The following is a 25699-nucleotide window of genomic DNA, read 5'->3' on the forward strand; positions in this document are numbered from 1 at the left end:
AAGATTAGAACACCCGACGGATTCGCGCTTCAGGAGTTATTATGACGTGCCGAAACCGTAATAACGTAAGATTAACACGAAGTCACCGCAACAGCGGGTACGAGTTACGAAAGGTTTCAATTCTATCCGTAGCTGTCGCTGTTGTCTTTAAGATTCAGGAGCGTAGTTCATGGAGTTCAGTGTAAAAAGCGGTAGCCCGGAGAAACAGCGGAGTGCCTGCATCGTTGTCGGCGTGTTTGAACCCCGCAGACTCTCTCCAATCGCCGAACAACTCGATAAAATCAGTGACGGCTACATCAGCGCCCTGCTGCGCCGCGGCGAGCTGGAAGGCAAACCGGGCCAGACATTGCTGCTGCATCATGTGCCAAACGTCCTCTCCGAGCGTATCCTGCTGATTGGCTGCGGCAAGGAGCGTGAGCTGGACGAGCGCCAGTACAAACAGGTCATTCAGAAAACGATCAATACGTTGAATGATACTGGCTCAATGGAGGCCGTCTGCTTCCTGACCGAACTGCACGTTAAAGGCCGCAACACCTACTGGAAAGTACGCCAGGCGGTTGAAACGGCCAAAGAGACCCTTTATAGCTTCGATCAGCTGAAAACCACCAAAAGCGAACCGCGTCGTCCGCTGCGTAAGATGGTCTTTAACGTCCCGACCCGTCGCGAGCTGACCAGCGGTGAACGCGCCATTCAGCATGGCCTGGCTATCGCAGCCGGTATCAAGGCCGCGAAAGATCTGGGCAATATGCCGCCAAACATCTGTAACGCGGGCTACCTTGCGTCGCAGGCGCGTCAGCTGGCTGACTCCTACAGCAAAAATGTCGTCACCCGCGTGATTGGCGAACAGCAGATGAAAGAGCTGGGGATGCACTCCTACCTCGCTGTCGGCAACGGTTCACAAAATGAATCCCTGATGTCGGTCATTGAGTACAAAGGCAACCCGGCGGAAGATGCACGCCCGATTGTGCTGGTGGGTAAAGGCCTGACCTTCGACTCCGGCGGTATCTCCATCAAGCCTGCCGAAGGCATGGACGAGATGAAGTACGACATGTGCGGCGCGGCGGCGGTTTACGGCGTAATGCGCATGGTGGCCGAGCTGCAGCTGCCAATTAACGTCACTGGCGTGCTGGCGGGCTGCGAAAACATGCCGGGCGGGCGCGCCTATCGTCCAGGCGACGTCCTCACCACCATGTCCGGGCAGACCGTTGAAGTCCTGAACACTGACGCCGAAGGCCGTCTGGTGCTGTGCGACGTGCTGACCTACGTTGAGCGCTTCGATCCGGAAGCGGTTATCGATGTTGCCACCCTGACTGGCGCCTGCGTGATTGCCCTGGGTCACCACATTACCGGCCTGATGTCGAACCACAACCCGCTGGCGCATGAGCTGATTGGTGCCTCTGAGCAGGCGGGCGATCGCGCATGGCGTCTGCCGCTGGGTGACGAGTATCAGGAGCAGCTTGAGTCTAACTTTGCGGATATGGCAAATATCGGCGGTCGTCCTGGCGGTGCAATTACCGCGGGCTGCTTCCTGTCGCGCTTTACCCGCAAGTATAACTGGGCACACCTGGATATCGCGGGCACCGCATGGCGCTCCGGTAAAGCCAAAGGCGCAACCGGCCGTCCAGTGGCTCTGCTGTCGCAGTTCCTGCTCAATCGCGCCGGTTTTAACGGCGACGAGTAAGGGTAAATGCCGGGTGGCGACTTCGCCTTACCCGGCCTACAAACGGCAGTAAACCGTAGGCCCGGTAAGCGTAGCGCCACCGGGCTTAAGCATTTAAAGTCACCACAAGAAACCCCATATATGAAAAACGCAACGTTCTATCTTCTGGACAATGACACCCAACAGGATGGCTTAAGCGCCGTTGAACAACTGGTGTGTGACATTGCCGCAGAACGTTGGCGCGCGGGTCTTCGCGTGCTGATTGCCTGCGAAGATGAGCAGCAGGCCATCCGTCTGGATGAAGCGCTATGGGCACGACCGCCGGAAAGTTTTGTTCCGCATAATCTGGCGGGAGAAGGACCGCGCGGCGGCGCGCCGGTGGAGATCGCCTGGCCGCAAAAGCGTAACAGCAGCCCGCGCGATATTCTGATTAGCCTGCGCAGCGGCTTTGCAGATTTTGCCACCGCTTTCACAGAAGTGATAGACTTTGTCCCTCACGAAGATTCCCTGAAACAACTGGCGCGCGAACGCTATAAAGCGTACCGCCTGGCTGGTTTTAACCTGAATACGGCAACCTGGAAATAATGGAAAAGACATATAACCCACGCGATATCGAACAGCCGCTTTACGAGCACTGGGAACAGCAGGGCTATTTCAAGCCTAACGGCGATGAAAGCAAAGAGTCCTTCTGCATCATGATCCCGCCGCCGAACGTCACCGGCAGTTTGCATATGGGGCATGCCTTCCAGCAGACCATCATGGATACCATGATCCGTTACCAGCGCATGCAGGGCAAAAACACCCTGTGGCAGGCCGGTACTGACCACGCGGGTATCGCTACCCAGATGGTGGTTGAGCGTAAGATTGCCGCTGAAGAAGGTAAAACCCGTCACGACTATGGCCGCGACGCCTTTATCGACAAAATCTGGCAGTGGAAAGCGGAATCTGGCGGCACCATTACCCGTCAGATGCGCCGTCTCGGCAACTCCGTGGACTGGGAGCGCGAGCGCTTCACCATGGACGAAGGTCTTTCCAATGCCGTTAAAGAAGTGTTCGTCCGTCTGTATAAAGAAGACCTGATTTACCGTGGCAAGCGCCTGGTAAACTGGGACCCGAAACTGCGCACCGCCATCTCTGACCTGGAAGTGGAAAACCGCGAGTCGAAAGGCTCCATGTGGCATATCCGCTATCCGCTGGCCGACGGCGCAAAAACTGCAGACGGTAAAGATTACCTGATTGTCGCGACCACCCGACCGGAAACCCTGCTGGGCGATACCGGCGTGGCCGTTAACCCCGAAGATCCGCGTTACAAAGATCTGATTGGTAAATTTGTGGTGCTGCCGCTGGTAAACCGCCGTATTCCGATTGTGGGCGACGAACACGCCGACATGGAAAAAGGTACCGGCTGCGTGAAGATCACCCCGGCACACGACTTTAACGACTACGAAGTGGGTCGTCGTCACGCCCTGCCAATGATCAACATCCTGACCTTTGACGGCGATATCCGTGAAAGCGCAGAGGTGTATGACACCAAAGGTAACGAATCCGACGTCTACTCAAGCGACATTCCGGCTGAGTTCCAGAAGCTGGAGCGCTTCGCCGCGCGTAAAGCGATCGTTGCCGCTGTCGACGCCCTGGGCCTGCTGGACGAAATCAAGCCACACGACCTGACCGTCCCTTATGGCGACCGTGGCGGCGTGGTGATCGAGCCGATGCTGACCGACCAGTGGTACGTCCGTGCTGACGTACTGGCGAAACCCGCGGTTGAAGCGGTCGAAAACGGCGACATCCAGTTCGTGCCAAAACAGTACGAAAACATGTACTTCTCCTGGATGCGCGATATTCAGGACTGGTGTATCTCCCGTCAGCTGTGGTGGGGTCACCGTATCCCGGCATGGTATGACAACGAAGGCAATGTCTACGTTGGCCGTACTGAAGACGAAGTGCGTCAGGAAAACAACCTGAGCGCTGACGTGGCCCTGCGTCAGGACGAAGACGTACTGGACACCTGGTTCTCCTCCGCGCTGTGGACCTTCTCCACCCTCGGCTGGCCAGAGAACACCGATGCGCTGCGTCAGTTCCACCCAACCAGCGTGATGGTCTCCGGCTTCGATATCATCTTCTTCTGGATCGCCCGCATGATCATGATGACCATGCACTTCATCAAAGATGAAAACGGCAAGCCGCAGGTTCCGTTCCATACCGTCTATATGACCGGTCTGATTCGTGACGACGAAGGCCAGAAGATGTCCAAGTCGAAGGGTAACGTTATTGACCCTCTGGATATGGTTGACGGTATCTCTCTGGAAGAGCTGCTGGAGAAACGTACCGGCAACATGATGCAGCCGCAGCTGGCTGAGAAGATCCGCAAGCGCACCGAGAAGCAGTTCCCGAACGGCATTGAGCCGCACGGTACTGATGCCCTGCGTTTCACCCTGGCGGCGCTGGCCTCTACCGGCCGTGATATCAACTGGGACATGAAGCGCCTGGAAGGTTACCGTAACTTCTGTAACAAGCTGTGGAACGCCAGCCGCTTTGTGCTGATGAACACCGAGGATCAGGATTGCGGCTTTAACGGCGGCGAAATGACCCTGTCCCTGGCAGACCGCTGGATCCTGGCTGAATTCAACCAGACCATTAAAGCGTTCCGCGAAGCGCTGGATAACTATCGCTTCGATATCGCGGCAGGCATTCTGTACGAATTCACCTGGAACCAGTTCTGCGACTGGTACCTGGAGCTGACCAAGCCGGTCATGAACGGCGGCACTGAAGCGGAACTGCGCGGCACGCGCCATACGCTGATTACCGTTCTGGAAGGTCTGCTGCGCCTGGCGCACCCGATCATCCCGTTCATCACCGAAACCATCTGGCAGCGTGTGAAGGTCATTGCGGGCATCAATGCTGATACCATCATGCTGCAGCCGTTCCCGTCCTTCGATGCCACGCAGATTGATGAAGCCGCCGCATCCGATACCGAATGGCTGAAGCAGGCAATCATTGCGGTGCGTAATATCCGTGCCGAAATGAACATCGCCCCGGGCAAACCACTGGCGCTGTTGCTGCGCGGTTGCAGCGAAGCGGCACAGCGTCGCGTGACCGAGAACAGCACCTTCCTGCAGACCATGGCACGTCTGGAGAGCATCACCGTGCTGCCAGCCGATGATAAAGGTCCGGTCTCCGTGACCAAAATCATCGACGGCGCCGAGCTGCTGATCCCGATGGCAGGCCTGATTGACAAAGATGCTGAGCTGGCACGTCTGGCGAAAGAAGTGGCTAAAGTCGACGATGAAATTGGCCGTATCGAAAGCAAACTGTCCAATGAAGGCTTCGTTGCCCGTGCCCCGGAAGCGGTGATCGCCAAAGAGCGTGAAAAGCTGAACGGTTATGCACAAGCAAAAGCGAAGCTGATTGAACAGCAGGCGATCATTAGTGCGTTGTAATGAGTGAAGCAATGCGTGTAAATGCTCCAGTAACGGCGCACCTGCGCCGTATCACCGCCACGGATAACCCGGCCATTGCCGGCGTTATCCGCCGGGTATCTGCCGAATACGGCCTGACGGCCGATAAAGGTTATACCGTTGCGGATCCCAATCTCGACGAACTGTACGCCCTGTACAGCCAGCCGGGACATGCCTATTGGGTTGTCGAGCAGAACGGGCAGGTTGTGGGCGGCGGTGGTATTGCACCGCTCGCCTGCAGCGAACCCGATATCTGCGAGCTGCAAAAAATGTATTTCCTGCCCGTCGTCCGTGGACAAGGCCTGGCGAAAAAACTGGCGTTACAGGCGCTCGATCATGCCCGCGCGCAAGGGTTTAAGCGCTGCTACCTTGAAACCACCGCCTTTCTGACCGAAGCCATCAGGCTGTACGAGCATCTCGGCTTTGAGCATATTGACCAGCCGCTGGGCTGTACCGGCCATGTTGATTGCGAAGTGCGGATGCTGAAAACGCTGTAACCTCTCTCCTGCCCCCTTCTGTTAAGCGGTTGTAAACTGAATGCTCTACACTCTCAGTTCAACACCACGAAGGGGAAAACTGATGTCAAAGATAAAAAGCTACGCCGCACCGCAGGCGGGTGCAGAGCTTGAGCTGTACGAATACGATGCAGGCGAGCTGAAAGCAGAAGACGTCGAAGTGCAGGTGGATTACTGCGGCATTTGCCATTCCGACCTGTCGATGATCGATAACGAGTGGGGCTTCTCACAATACCCGCTGATTGCCGGTCATGAAGTGATCGGTCGCGTTGTTGCCCTGGGCGATGCCGCACAGGATAAGGGGCTGAAAATTGGTCAGCGCGTGGGCATTGGCTGGACCGCCCGTAGCTGTGGTCATTGTGATGCCTGTATCAGCGGCAACCAGATCAACTGTCTGCAAGGGGCCACACCCACCATCCTGAACAACGGCGGCTTCGCCGACAAACTGCGTGCCGACTGGCAGTGGGTCATTCCTCTCCCTGAGCAGATGGATATTGAATCTGCCGGTCCGCTGCTGTGCGGCGGGATCACGGTCTTTAAACCGCTGCTGATGCACCACATCACCGCCACCAGCCGCGTGGGGGTGATTGGCATCGGTGGTCTGGGCCATATTGCCATTAAGCTGCTGCATGCCATGGGCTGTGAAGTGACCGCCTTCAGCTCAAACCCGGCCAAAGAGCAGGAAGTGCTGGCGATGGGGGCTGACAAAGTGGTCAACAGCCGCGATCCCGAGGCGCTGACCGCTCTGGCGGGGCAGTTCGATCTGATCATCAACACCGTAAATGTCGATCTCGACTGGCAGCCCTACTTTGAAGCGCTGGCCTATGGCGGAAACTTCCATACCGTCGGTGCCGTGCTGAAGCCGCTCCCGGTTCCCGCCTTTACGCTGATCGGTGGCGACCGCAGCATCTCCGGTTCCGCAACGGGCACGCCGTACGAGCTGCGCAAACTGATGAAGTTTGCCGGCCGCACCGGTGTCGCGCCGACTATCGAGATGTATCCGATGTCGAAAATCAACGAAGCGATCCAGCATGTTCGTGACGGAAAAGCCCGTTACCGTGTGGTATTGAAAGCGGATTTTTGACGTCAATGTGCCGGGTGGCGGCCACGCCTTACCCGGCCTACATGTGCTTTGTAGGCCCGGTAAACGTAGCGCCACCGGGCGTTTCTCTACAACCGCACCAGCGCCGCAAACACCTCCGCCACCGCAACCGCGCCAGGATCGGCAACGCCCTGCAGATTCTCCTTATTCACATAGGATGAGCGCCCCGCTCCGGCTTTGCCCATGCTCGTCGTGGCATCTGCCCCCTCTTTTGCCGCCCTGACGGCAGCCTGAAGCCCCTCTTTCTGCCACGCTTCCAGCGCGGGCTGCAGCGCATCGATCAAGGTGCGATCGCCCAGATCGGCGCCGCCATAGTGCTTCATTTGCGCAAGCCCGGTCAGCAAAGCATCCGGCAGAGGCTTGCCGCTACGCAGCGCCTGCCCGGCGGCGGTAAAGAAGATCGACATCAACACCCCGCTCGACCCGCCCATCACCGTTGCCAGCCGCTCCCCCACCACCAGCAGCAGCTGCGGCAGATCGTTCAGCGGCAGGCGATCCTCCTCCAGCCATTGCGCAATGTCCCGCGCACCTTGCGCAAAGGTCGAACCGGTATCGCCATCGCCCACTTTCGCGTCCAGGGCGTTAAGGCGGTTTTCCAGGGCAATTAACCGCTCCGCCACCGCAGCGACGTGCTGCGCCACCTGCGCATTTGCCGACGGGGTAAATTCTACGCTGTCGTGCAGCGGGGTATGGGTCAGCGTACGCAGCGGCGCAAAGGCGACGGGCTTTTGCCAGCCCAGCGTCTCCACCGGGGCGTTCAGCGCCTGCTCAAATGCCGCGTTCAGCTTCAGCAGCGATAACGAAAAGCCTTTCATGTCCAGCGAGCTCACCAGCGGCGCCGGGCCAATCAAATACGCAATCTGATCCTTCAGGGCGGAATGGGCCAGCTCTTTGGTCAGCAGCGCCATCTCCAGGGCCGACACGCCGCCGAGGTTATTGATCAGGATCGCCAGTCGCCCCTGCCCCGCCTGCGCCAGCAGGGGTTGCACCAGCGTATCGATAATGGCTTGGCTGTTTTGTGTCTCTACCACCGAGGCCCCGGGCTCGCCGTGGATCCCCAGCCCCAGCTCGACATGGCCTTTTTTGATGCGCCCCTCTTCGTCATCGCTGCCCGGCAGATTGCAGGTCTGCATAGCCACACCCAGGCTCCAGAGATTATCGCAGGCCTGGCGGGCCATATCGCGCACCTCGTTTAGCGACTTGCCCTGTTCGGCAGCATACCCGGCTACCTTATGCACCAGCGCGGTTCCGGCGATGCCGCGCGGCTGCTTGTTATCCGGCAGGGCAATGTCATCGGCCACGATCACCATCTCCACTTTGAGCCCGTAGCGTTTGGCCTTTTCTGCCGCGAGGCCAAAGTTGAGACGATCCCCGGTGTAGTTTTTAACGATCAGCAGACAGCCCCGATCGCCCGTGACGGCCACAATGGCGCTGAGCACCGCCTCGACGCTGGGGGACGCAAACAGATCGCCGCAGACGGCCGCGGTCAGCATCCCTTTACCAACAAAGCCCGCGTGCGCCGGTTCATGGCCGGAGCCCCCGCCGGATATCACCGCCACGCGACTTTTATCCCAGTCGGCACGCACCACCACGCGGATAGCCGGATCGATATCCAGCCTGGCGAGATTGCCGTGCGGGGCGGAGATCAGCATCCCTTCAATGGCATCATTCACCAGCTGTTTGCGGTCGTTAAAGAAGAATCTGGACATAGCTTTCCAATATGTTGTTAACCGTATGCAAAAGCATAGTCCGCGCTGCGTAATGCGCTGCAAACTAAGAAATTGACACATTCATTTTGCCGTCAGGTTGCCTATACTCCACCCAGGATTCCACGAGGATGCGCATCATGAGTACACCCCTGCTGATTGCCCGGACGCCGGACACAGAACTGTTTTTGCTGCCCGCGATGGCAAACCGTCATGGTCTGATCACCGGCGCAACGGGCACGGGGAAAACGGTAACGTTGCAAAAGCTGGCCGAGTCATTTTCCACTATTGGCGTGCCGGTGTTTATGGCTGACGTGAAAGGCGATCTCAGCGGCGTTTCCCGGGAGGGGGCCGCATCGGATAAGTTACTCGAACGGCTGAAGAATATTGGCGTGACCGACTGGCAGCCGCAGGGCAACCCGGTGGTGGCGTGGGATATTTTTGGCGAGCATGGACACCCAGTACGGGCGACCGTTTCCGATCTCGGCCCGCTGCTGCTGGCACGTCTGCTCGATCTGAACGAGGTGCAGACCGGCGTGCTGAACATTATCTTCCGCATTGCCGATGACCAGGGGCTGTTGCTGCTCGATTTCAAAGATCTGCGGGCCATTACGCACTATATCGGCGATAACGCCAAAGCCTTCCAGACGCAGTACGGCAATATCAGTCCCGCCTCCATCGGCGCCATCCAGCGTGGCTTACTCTCTCTTGAGCAGCAGGGAGCTGAACACTTCTTTGGCGAGCCGATGCTCGACATCCGGGACTGGATGCGAACCGACAGCAACGGCAAAGGTATTATCAACATCCTGAGCGCGGAAAAGCTCTACCAGATGCCGAAGCTCTACGCGGCCAGCCTGCTCTGGATGCTCTCAGAGCTCTATGAACAGCTACCGGAAGCGGGCGATCTGGACAAACCGAAGCTGGTCTTCTTCTTCGACGAAGCCCATCTGCTGTTCAGCGATGCGCCGCAGGTGCTGCTGGATAAGATCGAACAGGTGATCCGCCTGATCCGCTCTAAAGGCGTGGGCGTCTGGTTCGTTTCGCAAAACCCGGCCGATATTCCTGATAACGTCCTGGGCCAGCTGGGTAACCGCGTCCAGCATGCCCTGCGCGCCTTTACGCCGAAAGATCAGAAAGCGGTCAAAGCCGCGGCGCAGACCATGCGCGCCAATCCCGCCTTTGATACCGAGTCCGCTATTCAGGCGCTCGGCACCGGCGAAGCGCTGATCTCTTTCCTGGATGCCAAAGGCAGCCCATCTATGGTGGAGCGCGCGATGGTCATTGCGCCCTACTCCAGAATGGGGCCGATTAGCGACGACGAGCGTAACGGGCTGATCAACCATTCCCCGCTCTACGGAAAATATGAAGATCAGGTGGACCGGGAGTCCGCGTTTGAGATGCTGCAAAAAGGGGTGCAGGCCACCACAGAGCAGCAGCAGGCGCCAGCCGCTAAAGGCCAGTCCGTGGCGGTCGATGAGGGCATTCTCGGCGGGTTAAAAGAGATTCTGTTTGGCAGCACCGGGCCGCGCGGCGGTAAACGCGACGGGGTGGTGCAAACCATGGCGAAAAGCGCGGCACGTCAGGTGACGAATCAGATTGTCCGCGGTGTGCTGGGCAGTTTACTGGGCGGACGCCGGAGATAGCGTGGGTACCCAGGGTGTGCCCAGCGCCGAGCCCTGCACGCCCTGCTCGTTCAGATAGCGGTCCAGCTCTACCATCCCCGTCCAGCGATTCTCACACCACAGCGGTGCCAGTAGCGTTGGGCGACGGGCGCTGGCGGAGATGCGGTGATAGACCACTTCCGGTGGTGTGTGGCGAATCATCTCCCCGGCGGTGAGAACATACTCGTCCAGCTCAATCCCGTTCAGCCGCCCGGCTTCCCACGCTTTCGCCATAATGCTGCCACTGACGATATGCAGCGGGTGCAGCTTGATGCCATCCACACCGGTCTCTACCACACTGTGCAGGGTTTCCAGTGCGTGATGTCGCCCTTCTCCCGGCAGGCCAACAATAAGGTGGGTACAGACCTTCAGCCCGCGCTCGCGCGCCAGCCGGGTGGTGCGCTGATAGCAGGCAAAATCGTGACCACGGTTGATGCGGTGCAAAGTTTTATCGTGGGCGGTCTGCAATCCCAGCTCCAGCCAGATCTCGTACCCCTGCGCTTTATATTCGCTGAGCAGATCCAGTACCGCTTCCGGTACACAGTCGGGGCGGGTGCCGACGCAGAGCCCGACGATATTCGCCTGGCTCACCGCCTGTTGATACATCGACCGCAGCACCTGTACTTCAGCCCAGGTACTGGTATAAGCCTGGAAATAGGCCAGATACTGCTTCGCCCGGTTAACCCGCGTGGACTGATGGGCGAGCTGGGCAGCGATAGACTGGTACTGCTGCGCTTCGTCAGCAAAAGAGGCCACATTACAGAAGGTACAGCCGCCGCGTCCGATAGTGCCGTCGCGGTTCGGGCAGCTAAATCCCCCGTGGAGCGACAGCTTATGAACCTTTTGCCCGTACCGGCGCGAAAGATCCCCACCAAACATATTGACTAATTTCTGTAACTGCATAATCTGTTAGACCGCCCCGTTGAAAGGGGACAAGCCTGCCATTTTTAACCGCCGTCGGCGATGACCTGGATCAATCGCCCCGGCGCGCTTTTATCTTTTGAATAATTAACCAGGATAATTGCAATTTCATTCACCGCCTGCTTAATTACTTTTCCTTATGTTCTGATGGTTTTTTTCATTTATATCGTCTTTGCTGAAAAACAGTGACATCATGCGGGCTTTAGTAGCATGACAGCATTTAATCCTGCTTAAATCGCACTATTTAGCATGCTACAGCGATAATACCGCTTTCATATAGTGAGTCAGATCACACTCCCCAAAAGCCCACAGCAAGGTTACAGTGATGTGAAAGCAGCTAAATATATATTTAAATCAACAAGATAACCTATTAGTAGCACATATCTGGATAAATAAGATTGCCATTTGACCTGTGTACAGATTCCCGATAAGTTGGAAATCCGCTGGAAGCTTTCTGGATGAGCAGCCTGCTCATCATATTTATGCAGTAATTGAGATTCCCTCTGAAGCAAGTCCTCAAACTTGTTTACCTGCGCGAAAAGGATATTAAGAGGGCGAATGCGAGGTACGCGTATGAAGCGCAAACCCCGTCGCCATGCTCTTTCTGTGCCTGTGCGCCACGGTTCAGTGGGAAGCCCGACGAGCCTGGGGAGGTTCACTGATATGTTGTACGATAAATCCCTTGAGAAGGATAACTGTGGTTTCGGCCTGATCGCCCACATAGAAGGCGAACCTAGCCACAAGGTAGTGCGTACCGCTATACACGCACTGGCCCGTATGCAGCACCGTGGCGCTATCCTTGCGGATGGTAAAACCGGCGACGGTTGCGGTCTGCTGCTGCAAAAACCGGATCGTTTCTTCCGTATCGTGGCGGAAGAGCGCGGCTGGCGTTTAGCCAAAAACTACGCTGTCGGCATGCTGTTCCTGAATCAGGACGCTGAAAAAGCGGCCGTATCACGCCGCATCGTCGAAGAAGAACTTCAACGTGAAACCCTCTCTATTGTCGGCTGGCGCGATGTGCCAACCAACGAAGGGGTGCTCGGTGAAATCGCCCTCTCCTCGCTGCCTCGTATCGAGCAAATCTTTGTCAACGCGCCTGCGGGCTGGCGTCCGCGTGATATGGAACGCCGCCTGTTTATCGCCCGCCGCCGCATTGAAAAACGTCTCCAGGACGATAAAGAGTTCTACGTTTGTAGCCTCTCGAACCTGGTGAACATCTATAAAGGTCTCTGTATGCCGGCTGACCTGCCGCGCTTCTACCTGGACCTGGCGGACCTGCGTCTGGAATCGGCCATTTGCCTGTTCCACCAGCGCTTCTCCACCAACACCGTACCTCGCTGGCCGCTGGCTCAGCCGTTCCGCTATCTGGCGCACAACGGCGAGATCAACACCATCACCGGTAACCGCCAGTGGGCCCGCGCCCGTACCTATAAATTCCAGACCCCGCTGATCCCGGATCTGCACGATGCCGCGCCGTTCGTTAACGAAACCGGCTCGGACTCCAGCTCCATGGATAACATGCTGGAGCTGCTGCTCGCCGGCGGGATGGATATCGTCCGCGCCATGCGCCTGCTCGTGCCACCAGCCTGGCAGAACAACCCGGATATGGATCCGGAGCTGCGCGCCTTCTTCGACTTTAACTCCATGCACATGGAGCCGTGGGATGGCCCGGCGGGTATCGTCATGTCCGACGGTCGCTTTGCCGCCTGTAACCTCGACCGTAACGGTCTGCGTCCGGCGCGCTATGTCATCACCAAAGACAAGCTGATCACCTGTGCCTCCGAAGTGGGGATCTGGGATTACCAGCCTGACGAAGTGGTAGAAAAAGGCCGCGTTGGCCCTGGCGAGCTGATGGTCATCGACACCCGTGGCGGTCGCATCCTGCACTCCGCGGAAACCGACAACGATCTGAAAAGCCGTCACCCGTATAAAGAGTGGATGGAGAAAAACGTCCGCCGTCTGGTGCCGTTCGAAGATCTGCCGGATAACGACGTGGGCAGCCGCGAGCTGGATGACGATACCCTCGCCAGCTACCAGAAACAGTTTAACTACAGCGCGGAAGAGCTGGACTCTGTTATCCGCGTACTGGGTGAAAACGGCCAGGAAGCGGTCGGCTCTATGGGTGACGATACCCCGTTTGCCGTGCTCTCCAGCCAGCCGCGCATTATTTACGACTACTTCCGTCAGCAGTTCGCGCAGGTCACCAACCCGCCGATCGACCCGCTGCGTGAAGCCCACGTAATGTCGCTGGCGACCAGCATCGGTCGTGAGATGAACGTCTTCTGCGAAGCCGAAGGCCAGGCGCACCGTCTGACCTTTAAATCGCCGATCCTGCTCTACTCCGATTTTACCCAGCTGACCACCATGCAAGAGGAGCACTACCGCGCCGACACGCTCGATATCACCTTCGACGTGACCGAAGCGAGCCTCGAAGAGACGGTGAAAGCGCTGTGCGATAAGGCCGAACAGATGGTGCGTAACGGTACCGTTCTGCTGGTGCTGTCCGACCGTAATATCGCGAAGAACCGTCTGCCGGTTCCGGCGCCTATGGCCGTCGGCGCTATCCAGACGCGTCTGGTGGAGAAGAGCCTGCGCTGCGACGCCAACATCATTGTTGAGACCGCAAGTGCGCGCGACCCGCACCACTTTGCCGTGCTGCTGGGCTTTGGTGCGACGGCGATCTACCCGTACCTGGCCTACGAAACGCTGGCAAAACTGGTCGACACCAACGCCATCGAAAAAGATTACCGTACCGTGATGCTGAACTACCGTAACGGCATCAACAAAGGTCTGTACAAGATCATGTCCAAAATGGGCATCTCGACCATCGCCTCTTACCGCTGCTCGAAGCTGTTCGAAGCCGTTGGTCTGCATGATGATGTCGCCGATCTCTGCTTCCAGGGTGTGATCAGCCGTATCGGCGGAGCGGGCTTCAGCGACTTCCAGCAGGATCTGCTGAATCTCTCCAAACGCGCCTGGCTGGCACGTAAGCCGCTGGATCAGGGCGGACAGCTGAAGTACGTGCACGGCGGCGAATACCACGCCTATAACCCGGACGTGGTGCGCACCCTGCAACAGGCTGTCCAGAGCGGCGAGTACAGCGATTATCAGCAGTATGCTGAGCTGGTTAACAACCGCCCGGCGGCCACGCTGCGTGACCTGCTGGCGCTGAACCCGGGTGACGAGGCTGTGAGCATCGACGACGTAGAGCCTGCGTCTGAACTGTTCAAACGCTTCGATACCGCTGCGATGTCCATCGGTGCGCTGAGCCCGGAAGCCCACGAGGCGCTGGCCGAAGCGATGAACAGCATCGGCGGCAACTCTAACTCCGGCGAAGGCGGTGAAGATCCGGCGCGCTACGGCACCAATAAAGTGTCGCGTATCAAGCAGGTGGCATCCGGTCGCTTCGGTGTGACCCCAGCGTACCTGGTCAACGCCGACGTGATTCAGATTAAAGTCGCTCAGGGTGCAAAACCGGGCGAAGGCGGCCAGTTACCGGGTGACAAAGTGACCCCGTACATCGCCAAACTGCGCTACTCGGTACCGGGCGTGACGCTCATCTCCCCGCCGCCGCACCACGATATCTACTCTATCGAGGACTTAGCGCAGCTGATTTTCGACCTGAAACAGGTCAACCCAAAAGCGATGATCTCCGTGAAGCTGGTTTCCGAACCGGGTGTCGGCACCATCGCCACCGGCGTGGCAAAAGCCTATGCGGATCTCATCACCATCGCCGGTTACGACGGCGGCACCGGCGCAAGCCCGCTCTCCTCCGTGAAGTATGCGGGCTGTCCGTGGGAGCTGGGCCTGGTGGAAACCCAGCAGGCGCTGGTGGCTAACGGCCTGCGTCACAAGATCCGTCTGCAGGTGGACGGCGGCCTGAAGACCGGCCTCGACATCATCAAAGCGGCGATTCTGGGTGCGGAGAGCTTTGGTTTCGGTACCGGCCCGATGGTGGCGCTGGGCTGTAAATACCTGCGTATTTGTCACCTGAACAACTGCGCAACCGGTGTTGCTACCCAGGACGAGAAGCTGCGTAAGAACCACTATCACGGTCTGCCGTTCAAAGTGACTAACTACTTTGACTTCATCGCCCGCGAAACCCGCGAGCTGATGGCGCAGCTGGGCGTAACGCGTCTGGTGGATCTGATTGGCCGTACCGACCTGCTGAAAGAGCTGGACGGGTTCACGGCTAAACAGCAGAACCTGAAGCTTTCCCGCCTGCTGGAAACGGCTGAGCCGCATCCGGGTAAAGCGGTCTACTGCACCGAGAACAACCCGCCGTTCGACAATGGCGTGCTGAATGCGCAGCTGTTGCAGCAGGCGAAGCCGTTTGTGGATGAGAAGCAGAGCAAAACCTTCTGGTTTGATATTCGCAACACCGACCGTTCCGTAGGCGCGTCGCTCTCTGGCTACATCGCGCAGACGCACGGCGACCAGGGCCTGGCTGCCGATCCGATTATCGCGCACTTCAGCGGTACCGCGGGCCAGAGCTTCGGCGTCTGGAACGCCGGCGGCGTTGAGCTGTACCTGACTGGCGATGCCAACGACTACGTCGGTAAAGGCATGGCGGGCGGTCTGCTGGCGGTACGTCCTCCGGTGGGTTCTGCCTTCCGCAGCTGTGATGCGAGCATCATCGGCAACACCTGTCTGTACGGTGCCACCGGTGGTCGTCTGTTCGCCGCAGGCCGTGCAGGTGAGCGTTTTGCGGTGCGTAACTCCGGTGCCATCACCGTGGTGGAAGGTATCGGCGATAACGGCTGTGAATACATGACCGGCGGGATTGTCTGCGTACTGGGCAAAACGGGCGTTAACTTCGGTGCAGGTATGACCGGTGGTTTCGCCTACGTACTGGATGAAGACGGTGAGTTCCGCAAACGCGTGAACCCGGAACTGGTGGAAGTGCTGGAGGTTGATAGCCTGGCGATCCACGAGGAGCACCTGCGTGGTCTGATTACCGAGCACGTGCATCATACCGGTTCCGTGCGCGGCGAAGAGATCCTGGCCAACTGGCCGGCGTTCTCTGCGAAATTCGCGCTGGTTAAACCGAAGTCCAGCGATGTTAAAGCCCTGTTGGGTCACCGTAGTCGTAGCGCAGCAGAGCTGCGTGTGCAGGCGCAGTAAGGAATTCAGATGAGCCAGAATGTTTACCAGTTTATCGACCTGCAGCGTGTGGATCCGCCGAAGAAGCCGCTGAAGATCCGTAAAATTGAATTTGTTGAAATTTATGAGCCGTTTTCCGAAGGCCAGGCCAAAGCACAGGCAGACCGTTGCCTCTCCTGCGGCAACCCGTACTGCGAATGGAAATGTCCGGTGCATAACTACATCCCGAACTGGCTGAAGCTGGCTAACGAAGGACGTATTTTTGAGGCCGCCGAGCTCTCTCACCAGACCAACACCCTGCCGGAAGTGTGCGGCCGCGTGTGTCCGCAGGACCGTCTGTGTGAAGGTTCCTGCACCCTGAACGACGAGTTCGGCGCGGTGACCATCGGCAATATTGAACGCTATATCAACGATAAAGCGTTTGAGATGGGCTGGCGCCCGGACATGACCGGCGTGCGTCAGACTGACAAACGCGTAGCGATCATTGGGGCCGGTCCGGCAGGCCTGGCCTGTGCCGACGTGCTGACCCGCAACGGCGTGAAGGCGGTGGTGTTTGACCGTCATCCGGAGATCGGCGGTCTGCTGACCTTCGGCATCCCGGCCTTCAAGCTGGAAAAAGAGGTGATGACCCGCCGCCGTGAAATCTTCACCGGCATGGGCATTGAGTTCAAACTCAACACCGAAGTGGGCCGCGACGTGATGCTCGACGATCTGCTGAAAGATTACGACGCCGTATTCCTGGGCGTGGGTACCTATCAGTCGATGCGTGGCGGGCTGGAGAACGAAGAGGCGCCGGGCGTATACGACGCGCTGCCGTTCCTGATTGCCAACACCAAGCAGCTGATGGGCTATGGCGAAACCGCCGACGAGCCGTTTGTGAGTATGGAAGGCAAACGCGTAGTGGTGCTGGGCGGGGGCGATACCGCGATGGACTGCGTGCGGACCTCCATTCGTCAGAATGCGGCACACGTAATCTGCGCATACCGTCGTGACGAAGAGAACATGCCGGGCTCAAAACGCGAAGTGAAAAACGCGCGTGAAGAGGGCGTGGAATTCCAGTTCAACATCCAGCCTCTGGGTATTGAAGTGAATGCCAACGGCAGAGTGAGCGGCGTGAAGATGGCGCGTACCGAGATGGGAGCCCCGGATGCCAAAGGCCGTCGCCGCGCCGAGATTGTGGCTGGTTCGGAGTTTGTGATCCCGGCTGACGCGGTCGTCATGGCGTTCGGTTTCCGCCCTCACAGCATGGAGTGGCTGGCGAAGCACAGCGTCGAGCTGGATTCACAGGGCCGCATCATCGCCCCGGAAGGCAGCGACAACGCGTTCCAGACCAGCAACCCGAAAATCTTCGCCGGTGGCGATATCGTTCGCGGTTCAGACCTGGTGGTGACCGCCATTGCCGAAGGCCGTAAAGCAGCTGACGGCATCATGAACTACCTCGAAGTGTAAACAGGCCCGGCGGGATTGACTCCCGCCGAACCGTTAAAGAGGTGTTTACGGGACAAAAAAAAGGGCCAACAGGCCCTTTTTTTATTTCACAACGCGAAGCGATGGACGCCCACCGCGTGGCGGCGGGGTGTCGTCTGGATCATCGTCGTGATCGGGCTTATCGCCATCGATAATCGACATGACCGGTTCGCTTTCACTCTCGGTCGCGCCATGCTCATCATTGAGGCTGGAAACGTCTTCATCGTAAGCCGCTTCCGGCTCAAACATGGTGCCCGCGCCGTTTTCCCGTGCGTAAATAGCCAGTACAGCAGCCAGCGGCACAGAAACCTGACGCGGAACGCCGCCAAAGCGGGCGTTAAAGCGAACTTCGTCGTTCGCCAGCTCAAGACCACCCACCGCGCGCGGCGCGATGTTCAACACAATTTGCCCGTCACGTGCATATTCCATAGGAACCTGCACGCCCGGTAACGTCACATCCACTACCAGGTGCGGCGTGAGCTGGTTATCCAGCAGCCATTCATAGAAGGCACGCAGCAGATACGGACGGCGCGGAGAAAGCTGTGACATTTCCACAATGATTAACCCCGGCCGAGACGCATTTCACGTTCAGCTTCAGTCAGAGAAGCAAGGAAGGAGTCGCGTTCAAATACGCGCGTCATATAACCTTTGAGCTCTTTCGCACCAGGACCGCTGAATTCAACACCCAGGGTTGGCAAACGCCACAGCAGCGGAGCCAGGTAGCAATCCACCAGGCTGAACTCATCGCTCAGGAAGAACGGACGCTGACCGAACACCGGTGCGATCGCCAGCAGCTCTTCACGCAGCTGTTTACGCGCAGCATCGGCTTCCGAAGAGGAACCGTTCGCAATGACGTTCATCAGCGTATACCAGTCTTTCTCGATACGCTGCATGTACAGACGGCTTTCCCCACGCGCAACCGGATAGACCGGCATCAGCGGCGGATGCGGGAAACGCTCATCCAGATATTCCATAATGATACGGGATTCCCACAGGGTCAGCTCACGATCCACCAGCGTTGGTACGCTCTGGCTTGGGTTGAGATCAATAAGATCCTGAGGCGGGTTATCCTTTTCCACATGCTCGATCTCAAAACTGACACCCTTCTCGGCCAGCACGATACGAACCTGATGGCTATAAATGTCAGTAGGACCAGAAAACAGCGTCATTACCGAACGTTTGTTGGCAGCGACAGCCATGAAAACCTCCAGGTATATTCAGAATTTTTACTGCTACCGGCCATACAGGCCAGCCAGATGTTTTGTTGCCCATCCCAGGGAATTCCTACTCTTGTTCAAAAAGAGAACAAAAATCGAGCATTCACCATTATTTGGGCAGAAAAGTGGATGATAGTTTACCAGATTTTGCGACCTTTGTGGTGAGGGTATTCTGGAAATGCGGAAAAAGAGGTCAGAAAGGGCGTCTGGATGTGGATGCGTTGAGCATGAACCATAAAAAAACCCGCCGAAGCGGGTTTTTCGCAAATTGTTGTCTGCCGAAGCAGAAAGCAATTAACGCTTGGAGAACTGTGGACGACGACGTGCTTTACGCAGACCCACTTTCTTACGTTCAACCTGACGAGCGTCACGAGTAACGAAGCCAGCTTTACGCAGTTCAGAACGCAGGGATTCGTCGTACTCCATCAGAGCGCGGGTGATACCGTGACGGATCGCACCTGCCTGACCGGAGATACCACCACCTTTAACGGTGATGTACAGATCCAGTTTTTCTACCATATCAACCAGTTCCAGCGGCTGGCGAACTACCATGCGGGCAGTTTCACGACCGAAGTATTGTTCCAGAGAACGCTGGTTGATTACGATTTTACCACTGCCCGGTTTGATGAACACGCGAGCGGCGGAGCTTTTGCGGCGACCAGTGCCGTAGTATTGATTTTCAGCCATTGCCTATAATCCCGATTAGATGTCAAGAACTTGCGGTTGCTGTGCCGCGTGGTTGTGCTCGTTACCTGCGTAAACTTTCAGTTTACGGTACATAGCACGACCCAGCGGGCCTTTTGGCAGCATGCCTTTAACCGCGATTTCAATCACACGCTCAGGACGGCGGGCAATCATCTCTTCAAAGGTCGCTTGTTTGATACCGCCGATGTGGCCGGTGTGGTGATAGTACACTTTGTCAGTACGCTTGTTGCCGGTTACAGCAACTTTGTCAGCGTTCAGAACGATGATGTAATCACCGGTATCGACGTGCGGAGTGTATTCCGCTTTGTGCTTACCGCGCAGGCGACGAGCCAGTTCGGTAGCCAGACGGCCCAGAGTTTTACCGGTCGCGTCAACAACATACCAGTCGCGTTTTACGGTTTCTGGTTTAGCTGTAAAAGTTTTCATTAAAAGCTTACCCAAATAAATAAGTTACACGTTGGTGAACACCCAAACGTTTAGTAGTTGAGGTTCACACGACATTGTCCAGCAAACCTACCCCTTCGAATAGCCTATGCCGGCGCAGAGAAAGTTTTGGGAAAAAAACCTTCTTGTAACGTGGGGTCGCAAGATTATAGAGAAGTCAGGGGTAAAGATCGACCCTTAATTGTGATTTGAAGCGGGTTTTTACGGGGAGCCGAAAAGCCGGGCGGCGGCGGTGCCTTACCCGGCCTTGCGCGCTTAACGGAGGAGATTTACGGCATATGCTGGCGCTTCAGATACTCTTCGCTTTGCATCTCCTGCAGGCGTGACAGGCAGCGCTGGAACTCAAACTTCAGCCGCTCCCCCTGATAGATCTCATATAAAGGCACGGCTGCGCTCACCACCAGCTTAACGTGGCGTTCGTAGAACTCATCCACCAGCGCGATAAAACGTCGGGCTTCGCTCTCCATCAACGTAGTCATCACCGGCACCTCAAACAGCATCACGGTATGGAACAGGCGCGAGAGCGCAATATAGTCATGCTGGCTGCGGGCATCGACACAGAGGGTGGCAAACGACACGGCGAGGGTCTGGTTGACGACGCCCAGCGTTTGCAGGGGACGATGGTTTACCTCCAGCACCGGGGCGTTACCCCGCTCCGCGCCGGCAAGCGCCAGCCACAGCTTGTCCATCTGCTGTTGCGTGTCGTCATTCAACGGCGAAATCCACAGATGGGCCTGGGTCAGCGTACGCAGACGGTAGTCGATGCCAGCATCCACATTCATGATGTGACAATGCTCTTTAATCGCCGCGATAGCCGGCAGGAAGCGGGCACGTTGCAGGCCGTTACGGTAGAGCTCATCTGGCGGAATGTTTGATGTCGCCACCAGGGTGATACCCCGGTCAAAGAGCGCTTTCATTAATCCGCCCAGCAGCATGGCGTCGGTAATATCCGAGACAAAAAACTCATCGAAGCAGAGCACATCGGTTTCAGCTTTAAAACGCTCAGCGACGATATCCAGCGGATCGCTCTGCCCCTGCAGGGCCGTCAGCTCTTCATGGACCCGCAGCATAAAGCGGTGAAAGTGCAGACGCTGCTTACGCGTCCCCGGCAGGCTCTGGTAAAAAAGATCCATCAGCCAGGTTTTGCCGCGCCCGACGCCCCCCCACATATATAAGCCCCGCACTGGCGTGACGCTCTGCGGCGCTTTCTTGCCCAACAACCGTCCAAATGCGGCTTTTAACCCACCGGAAGGCGCAGCTTCGGCTGGCCGGGCCGTCAGCTCATGCCAGATGCCGTCCAGACGGCTTACCGCTTCACGCTGTACCTCATCTGGCTGGTGGGAGCCCTCGCTCAGGGCCTGTTGATAACGCGATGTAGGGGAGAGACTTTGCATAATGTTATTGTTATTCCTTCAATTAATACCCGTCAGACTGCTCAGTTGACGAAAAAAAGGCCGTTCTACAGTACGCGATGATGCGGCGGGATTCCACTTCTAAGGAAATAGCGGTTATAGTGGCATAATCAGGCCCTGGCATGGAGCCGAGCCAACACCCTACGGAACCACAAGACAACGGGAGAAGTTCATGACCTGGGAATATGCGCTAATTGGTTTAGTCGTCGGCATCGCTATCGGCGCCGTGGCCATGCGTTTTGGTAATCGCAAATTGCGTCAGCAACAGGCGTTGCAGTACGAACTGGAAAAGAACAAAGCTGAACTGGACGAGTATCGTGAAGAGCTGGTCAGCCACTTTGCTCAGAGCGCCGAGCTGCTGGACAACATGGCGCATGACTACCGTCAGCTTTATCAGCACATGGCGAAAAGCTCCAGCAGCCTGCTGCCGGAGATGAGCGCGGAAAACAATCCGTTCCGTAACCGTCTGGCCGAGTCCGAGGCCAGTAACGATCAAGCGCCTGTACAGATGCCACGTGACTACTCCGAAGGGGCTTCCGGCCTGCTGCGCGGTGGCGCAAAGCGCGACTAATCGCAGATCGAAAATAAATTTTACGGGCGCAGCCTTTGCGCCCGTCCTTTCTTCCTGACCCCAGCTATTATTTAGTCAAACACCTCATTGTTCAGCGTTTTAAAATTCAATAACATCAGTCTGTTTCAGGGCCGTTATCCCTTCATTCCAGGTTGCGAGAGCCAGCAAAAATGAACAAAAAAAATCAGCTGTTGAGCGCGTTAGCATTGAGTATCGGTTTATCCCTGTCGGCCTCGTATCCGCTGGCTGCCGCACTCCCTTCGCAGGTTCCCGGCGAGGCCGCCCTGCCGAGCCTGGCGCCAATGCTGGAGAAAGTCCTGCCCGCCGTCGTAAGCGTGCAGGTCGAAGGCACCGCGGTGCAAAGCCAGCGTATTCCGGAAGAGTTGAAGAAGTATTTTGGCGATGAAGCTCCTGACCAGCAGGGACAGCCCTTTGAAGGTCTGGGCTCCGGGGTCATCATCGACGCCGCGAAGGGCTATGTCCTGACCAATAACCACGTCATCAGCCATGCCGATAAAATCAGCGTGCAGATGAATGATGGCCGGGAGTTTGATGCCAAACTGATTGGCGGTGACGATCAGAGCGATATCGCCCTGCTGCAGTTGCAAAACCCAACCGGCCTGACGCAAATCGCCATTGCTGACTCCGATAAACTACGCGTCGGCGATTTCGCGGTGGCGGTGGGTAACCCCTTCGGCCTCGGCCAGACCGCCACCTCCGGCATTATCTCCGCGCTGGGCCGCAGTGGGCTGAATCTTGAAGGGCTGGAAAACTTTATCCAGACCGACGCCTCCATTAACCGGGGTAACTCCGGCGGCGCGCTGCTGAACCTGAACGGCGAGCTGATTGGCATTAACACCGCCATTCTTGCCCCTGGCGGCGGCAGCGTCGGCATTGGCTTTGCCATTCCCAGCAACATGGCCCGCACGCTGGCCCAGCAGCTGATTGAATTTGGCGAAGTGAAACGTGGCCTGCTGGGTATTAAAGGCACCGAGATGAGTGCGGATATCGCCAAAGCGTTTAACCTGAACGTGCAGCGCGGCGCCTTCGTCAGCGAAGTGTTGCCGAATTCCGGTTCCGCAAAAGCGGGCGTGAAATCCGGGGACGTGATTGTCAGCCTGAATGATAAACCGTTAAGCAGCTTTGCCGAACTGCGTTCGCGCATCGCCACTACGGAGCCGGGTGCGACGGTTAAGCTCGGCATTTTGCGTGACGGGAAGCCGCTGGATCTGCAGGTCACGCTCGATAAAAGCACCTCTTCTTCGGCCAGCGCAGAGATGATTGCTCCCGCGCTACAGGGGGCGACCTTAAGCGACGGACAGTTAAAAGACGGCACCAAAGGCATCACCCTCGAAAGCGTCGAGAAGAGCAGTCCTGCCGCGCAGGCGGGGCTTCATCAGGACGATGTGATTATCGGGGTGAACCGCGTTCGCGTGCAGTCTATCGCCGAAATGCGCAAGGTGCTGGAGAGCAAACCTACCGTTATCGCCCTGCAGATCGTGCGTGGTAACGATACGCTCTATATTCTGCTGCGCTAAGCCTGTACCTGTCCGGACATCACCCCGTGTGATGTCCGGATAAGTCATGTTATGCTGCTTGCGTTCTCCCTTTAACGACGCCCGTATCATGGTTTTTAAGCTCATTCGTTCGGTCGCCATCGGCCTGGTAGTAGGTGGCCTGTTACTGGCCGCGATGCCCTCTTTACGTCAGTTCAATCAGCTGGCTGCGCCGCAGTTCGACAGCGCAGATGAAACGCCTGCCAGTTATAACCAGGCAGTACGCCGCGCCGCCCCTGCGGTGGTTAACGTCTATAACCGTGGGCTGAACAGCACCAGCCATAATCAGCTGGAGATCCGCACCCTTGGCTCCGGGGTGATTATGGATGAACGCGGCTACATTATTACCAACAAACATGTGATCAACGATGCCGATCAAATCATCGTGGCGCTGCAGGATGGCCGCGTCTTTGAGGCATTGCTCGTGGGCTCCGACAGTCTGACGGATCTGGCAGTCCTCAAAATCAACGCCACAGGCGGCCTGCCCGTTATCCCCATCAACCGTAAGCGGACGCCCCATATCGGCGACGTGGTGCTGGCCATTGGCAACCCCTATAACCTGGGACAGACCATTACCCAGGGGATCATCAGCGCAACCGGGCGTATCGGCCTGAACCCCTCCGGACGGCAGAACTTCCTGCAGACGGACGCTTCCATCAACCATGGCAACTCCGGCGGCGCGCTGGTGAACTCGCTGGGCGAACTGATGGGCATCAACACCCTCTCGTTTGATAAAAGCAACGACGGGGAAACGCCCGAAGGGATCGGCTTCGCCATCCCGTTCCAGCTCGCCAACAAGATTATGGATAAGCTGATTCGCGACGGACGCGTGATCCGCGGCTACATTGGCATTGGCGGGCGTGAGATTGCTCCGCTGCATTCTCAGGGTGGCGGAATCGATCAGATCCAGGGGATTGTGGTGAACGAAGTGACCCCTGGCGGCCCGGCGGCAGAAGCGGGTATCAGGGTTAACGACGTGATTGTCTCGGTGAACGGCAAACCGGCCGTATCGGCGCTGGAAACCATGGATCAGGTGGCGGAGATCAGGCCAGGCTCTATCATCCCGGTGGAAGTGATGCGTGATGATAAGAAACTGACCCTGCAGGTGACCATTCAGGAATACCCGGCCACCAACTGAGTTGGCAGGCATAAAAAAACCGGAGTTCATGCTCCGGTTTTTTATTGCCCTGACGGGAAGCGCGTCGCTTATTTATTAACGAACTCTTCGCCCAGAACGATATCGTTCTTCAGGGTTTCCAGCATGCCAGCCATCGCCTGCTGTTCAAACGCGCTCAGGGTGCCGATAGACTTACGCTCTTCGATACCGTTTTTACCCAGCAGCAGCGGCTGAGAGAAGAAGCGTGCGTGCTCGCCGTCACCTTCAACGTAAGCGCATTCCACCACGCCTTGCTCACCCTGCAGGGCGCGAACCAGAGAGAGGCCGAAACGTGCCGCAGCCTGGCCCATAGAGAGGGTTGCTGAACCGCCACCCGCCTTCGCTTCCACCACTTCGGTGCCGGCGTTCTGGATACGTTTGGTCAGGTCAGCCACTTCCTGCTCGGTGAAGCTTACGCCTGGGATCTGGGACAGCAATGGCAGAATGGTCACGCCAGAGTGGCCGCCGATAACCGGGACTTCGAGCTCGGTTGGCTGTTTGCCTTTCAGTTCCGCAACAAAGGTGTTGGAGCGGATGATGTCCAGCGTGGTCACGCCGAACAGTTTGTTCTTGTCATACACGCCCGCTTTTTTCAGCACTTCTGCCGCGATAGCCACAGTGGTGTTAACCGGGTTAGTGATGATACCGATGCAGGCTTTCGGGCAGGTAGTAGCAACCTGCTGAATCAGGTTCTTAACGATACCCGCGTTCACGTTGAACAGGTCGGAACGATCCATACCTGGCTTACGCGCCACGCCTGCGGAGATCAGCACCACGTCTGCGCCTTCGAGCGCCGGGCGAGCATCTTCACCGGAGAAGCCTTTGATTTTAACAGCCGTCGGGATGTGGCTGAGGTCTACCGCCACACCAGGTGTTACCGGGGCGATATCATAGAGAGAGAGTTCTGAGCCTGCAGGCAGCTGAGTTTTCAGTAGTAGGGCAAGCGCCTGGCCGATACCGCCAGCAGCGCCGAGGACTGCGACTTTCATCCTAAACTCCTTATTATGGTGAGCTAACTTTCTGTTACTCCGTCGCGGCGACCTTA

General features: G+C 57.3%; 19 protein-coding genes. 11 read left to right on the plus strand and 8 right to left on the minus strand.

All coding sequences use genetic code 11. The features are described 5' to 3' along the window. The first annotated feature begins 169 nt into the window (after positions 1-169). From pepA to ahr, 5 genes are all read left to right on the plus strand, one after another. On the plus strand, positions 170-1681 hold the full coding sequence (gene pepA, locus WFM46_RS03835) for a leucyl aminopeptidase (RefSeq protein ID WP_103177200.1): 1512 nt from the start codon (positions 170-172) through the stop codon (positions 1679-1681). A gap of 120 nt (positions 1682-1801) precedes the next feature. Then, positions 1802-2245: a DNA polymerase III subunit chi gene (gene holC, locus WFM46_RS03840; protein ID WP_103177201.1), complete on the plus strand. Its 444-nt coding sequence runs from the start codon at positions 1802-1804 to the stop codon at positions 2243-2245. After that, positions 2245-5100, plus strand: a complete 2856-nt coding sequence (locus WFM46_RS03845; RefSeq protein WP_156655280.1) for a valine--tRNA ligase — start codon at positions 2245-2247, stop codon at positions 5098-5100. Before holC ends, WFM46_RS03845 begins: the two co-directional genes overlap by 1 nt. 11 nt (positions 5101-5111) lie before the next feature. Next, positions 5112-5615: a GNAT family N-acetyltransferase gene (locus WFM46_RS03850; RefSeq protein WP_103177203.1), complete on the plus strand. Its 504-nt coding sequence runs from the start codon at positions 5112-5114 to the stop codon at positions 5613-5615. Positions 5616-5697: 82 nt separating this feature from the next. After that, positions 5698-6717, plus strand: coding sequence for an NADPH-dependent aldehyde reductase Ahr (ahr, locus tag WFM46_RS03855; RefSeq protein ID WP_336997084.1), 1020 nt, complete (start codon positions 5698-5700; stop codon positions 6715-6717). Positions 6718-6803: 86 nt separating this feature from the next. Here ahr and WFM46_RS03860 read toward each other — a convergent pair whose 3' ends face one another. Beyond that, complete coding sequence (locus tag WFM46_RS03860) at positions 6804-8444, minus strand: dihydroxyacetone kinase subunit DhaK (protein WP_336997085.1); 1641 nt, start codon at positions 8442-8444, stop codon at positions 6804-6806. A 137-nt stretch (positions 8445-8581) separates the two neighbouring features. Here WFM46_RS03860 and WFM46_RS03865 point away from each other — a divergent pair, with 137 nt between their 5' ends. Further along, entirely contained in the window at positions 8582-10084 is a 1503-nt protein-coding gene (locus tag WFM46_RS03865) for a helicase HerA-like C-terminal domain-containing protein (RefSeq protein ID WP_336997086.1), read from the plus strand. Here WFM46_RS03865 and WFM46_RS03870 read toward each other — a convergent pair. Then, on the minus strand, positions 10061-11005 hold the full coding sequence (locus WFM46_RS03870) for a TIGR01212 family radical SAM protein (protein WP_159339883.1): 945 nt from the start codon (positions 11003-11005) through the stop codon (positions 10061-10063). The genes WFM46_RS03865 and WFM46_RS03870 overlap by 24 nt on opposite strands. A gap of 681 nt (positions 11006-11686) precedes the next feature. On the opposite strand from WFM46_RS03870, the gene gltB reads away from it, so the two are divergent. Together gltB and gltD are read left to right on the plus strand one after the other, a co-directional pair. Continuing rightward, the gene (gene gltB / locus WFM46_RS03875; RefSeq protein ID WP_336997087.1) at positions 11687-16147 is read left to right on the plus strand and encodes a glutamate synthase large subunit; all 4461 of its coding nucleotides are present in this window, start codon (positions 11687-11689) and stop codon (positions 16145-16147) included. 9 nt (positions 16148-16156) lie between these two features. After that, entirely contained in the window at positions 16157-17575 is a 1419-nt protein-coding gene (gene gltD, locus WFM46_RS03880) for a glutamate synthase subunit GltD (protein WP_103177208.1), read from the plus strand. Positions 17576-17656: 81 nt separating this feature from the next. Here the strand turns inward: gltD and sspB are convergent, their stop codons facing one another. The 5 genes from sspB to zapE form a co-directional block, all read right to left on the minus strand. Continuing rightward, complete coding sequence (sspB, locus tag WFM46_RS03885; RefSeq protein WP_180209657.1) at positions 17657-18148, minus strand: ClpXP protease specificity-enhancing factor; 492 nt, start codon at positions 18146-18148, stop codon at positions 17657-17659. Between the two features lie 5 nt (positions 18149-18153). After that, positions 18154-18792 (minus strand): stringent starvation protein SspA, encoded by a 639-nt coding sequence (gene sspA, locus WFM46_RS03890; protein WP_103177214.1) that lies wholly within the window; start codon positions 18790-18792, stop codon positions 18154-18156. Between the two features lie 312 nt (positions 18793-19104). Then, the gene (gene rpsI / locus WFM46_RS03895; RefSeq protein WP_003860436.1) at positions 19105-19497 is read right to left on the minus strand and encodes a 30S ribosomal protein S9; all 393 of its coding nucleotides are present in this window, start codon (positions 19495-19497) and stop codon (positions 19105-19107) included. A 15-nt stretch (positions 19498-19512) separates the two neighbouring features. Next, complete coding sequence (gene rplM / locus WFM46_RS03900) at positions 19513-19941, minus strand: 50S ribosomal protein L13 (protein WP_024551131.1); 429 nt, start codon at positions 19939-19941, stop codon at positions 19513-19515. Between the two features lie 287 nt (positions 19942-20228). Then, positions 20229-21353: a cell division protein ZapE gene (zapE, locus tag WFM46_RS03905; protein ID WP_159339878.1), complete on the minus strand. Its 1125-nt coding sequence runs from the start codon at positions 21351-21353 to the stop codon at positions 20229-20231. A gap of 190 nt (positions 21354-21543) precedes the next feature. On the opposite strand from zapE, the gene zapG reads away from it, so the two are divergent. The 3 genes from zapG (at position 21544) to degS (ending at position 24636) form a co-directional block, all read left to right on the plus strand. Continuing rightward, positions 21544-21942: a Z-ring associated protein ZapG gene (gene zapG / locus WFM46_RS03910; RefSeq protein WP_103177216.1), complete on the plus strand. Its 399-nt coding sequence runs from the start codon at positions 21544-21546 to the stop codon at positions 21940-21942. Positions 21943-22112: 170 nt separating this feature from the next. Next, entirely contained in the window at positions 22113-23480 is a 1368-nt protein-coding gene (gene degQ, locus WFM46_RS03915) for a serine endoprotease DegQ (protein WP_103177217.1), read from the plus strand. Between the two features lie 88 nt (positions 23481-23568). Beyond that, the gene (gene degS, locus WFM46_RS03920; RefSeq protein WP_103180994.1) at positions 23569-24636 is read left to right on the plus strand and encodes an outer membrane-stress sensor serine endopeptidase DegS; all 1068 of its coding nucleotides are present in this window, start codon (positions 23569-23571) and stop codon (positions 24634-24636) included. A 68-nt stretch (positions 24637-24704) separates the two neighbouring features. Here the strand turns inward: degS and mdh are convergent, their stop codons facing one another. Next, complete coding sequence (mdh, locus tag WFM46_RS03925; RefSeq protein WP_103177218.1) at positions 24705-25643, minus strand: malate dehydrogenase; 939 nt, start codon at positions 25641-25643, stop codon at positions 24705-24707. Positions 25644-25699: the final 56 nt, after the last annotated feature.

Source organism: Leclercia sp. M50, from assembly GCF_037150775.1.
Classification (GTDB): Bacteria; Pseudomonadota; Gammaproteobacteria; order Enterobacterales; family Enterobacteriaceae; genus Enterobacter.

Bases quoted from the DNA above. Each gene is read 5' to 3' on its own strand.
- pepA (WP_103177200.1), top strand. From the start codon at position 170: ATGGAGTTCAGTGTAAAAAGCGGTAGCCCGGAGAAACAGCGGAGTGCC.
- holC (WP_103177201.1), top strand. From the start codon at position 1,802: ATGAAAAACGCAACGTTCTATCTTCTGGACAATGACACCCAACAGGAT.
- WFM46_RS03845 (WP_156655280.1), top strand. From the start codon at position 2,245: ATGGAAAAGACATATAACCCACGCGATATCGAACAGCCGCTTTACGAG.
- WFM46_RS03850 (WP_103177203.1), top strand. From the start codon at position 5,112: ATGCGTGTAAATGCTCCAGTAACGGCGCACCTGCGCCGTATCACCGCC.
- ahr (WP_336997084.1), top strand. From the start codon at position 5,698: ATGTCAAAGATAAAAAGCTACGCCGCACCGCAGGCGGGTGCAGAGCTT.
- WFM46_RS03860 (WP_336997085.1), bottom strand. From the start codon at position 8,444: ATGTCCAGATTCTTCTTTAACGACCGCAAACAGCTGGTGAATGATGCC.
- WFM46_RS03865 (WP_336997086.1), top strand. From the start codon at position 8,582: ATGAGTACACCCCTGCTGATTGCCCGGACGCCGGACACAGAACTGTTT.
- WFM46_RS03870 (WP_159339883.1), bottom strand. From the start codon at position 11,005: ATGCAGTTACAGAAATTAGTCAATATGTTTGGTGGGGATCTTTCGCGC.
- gltB (WP_336997087.1), top strand. From the start codon at position 11,687: ATGTTGTACGATAAATCCCTTGAGAAGGATAACTGTGGTTTCGGCCTG.
- gltD (WP_103177208.1), top strand. From the start codon at position 16,157: ATGAGCCAGAATGTTTACCAGTTTATCGACCTGCAGCGTGTGGATCCG.
- sspA (WP_103177214.1), bottom strand. From the start codon at position 18,792: ATGGCTGTCGCTGCCAACAAACGTTCGGTAATGACGCTGTTTTCTGGT.
- rpsI (WP_003860436.1), bottom strand. From the start codon at position 19,497: ATGGCTGAAAATCAATACTACGGCACTGGTCGCCGCAAAAGCTCCGCC.
- rplM (WP_024551131.1), bottom strand. From the start codon at position 19,941: ATGAAAACTTTTACAGCTAAACCAGAAACCGTAAAACGCGACTGGTAT.
- zapE (WP_159339878.1), bottom strand. From the start codon at position 21,353: ATGCAAAGTCTCTCCCCTACATCGCGTTATCAACAGGCCCTGAGCGAG.
- zapG (WP_103177216.1), top strand. From the start codon at position 21,544: ATGACCTGGGAATATGCGCTAATTGGTTTAGTCGTCGGCATCGCTATC.
- degQ (WP_103177217.1), top strand. From the start codon at position 22,113: ATGAACAAAAAAAATCAGCTGTTGAGCGCGTTAGCATTGAGTATCGGT.
- degS (WP_103180994.1), top strand. From the start codon at position 23,569: ATGGTTTTTAAGCTCATTCGTTCGGTCGCCATCGGCCTGGTAGTAGGT.
- mdh (WP_103177218.1), bottom strand. From the start codon at position 25,643: ATGAAAGTCGCAGTCCTCGGCGCTGCTGGCGGTATCGGCCAGGCGCTT.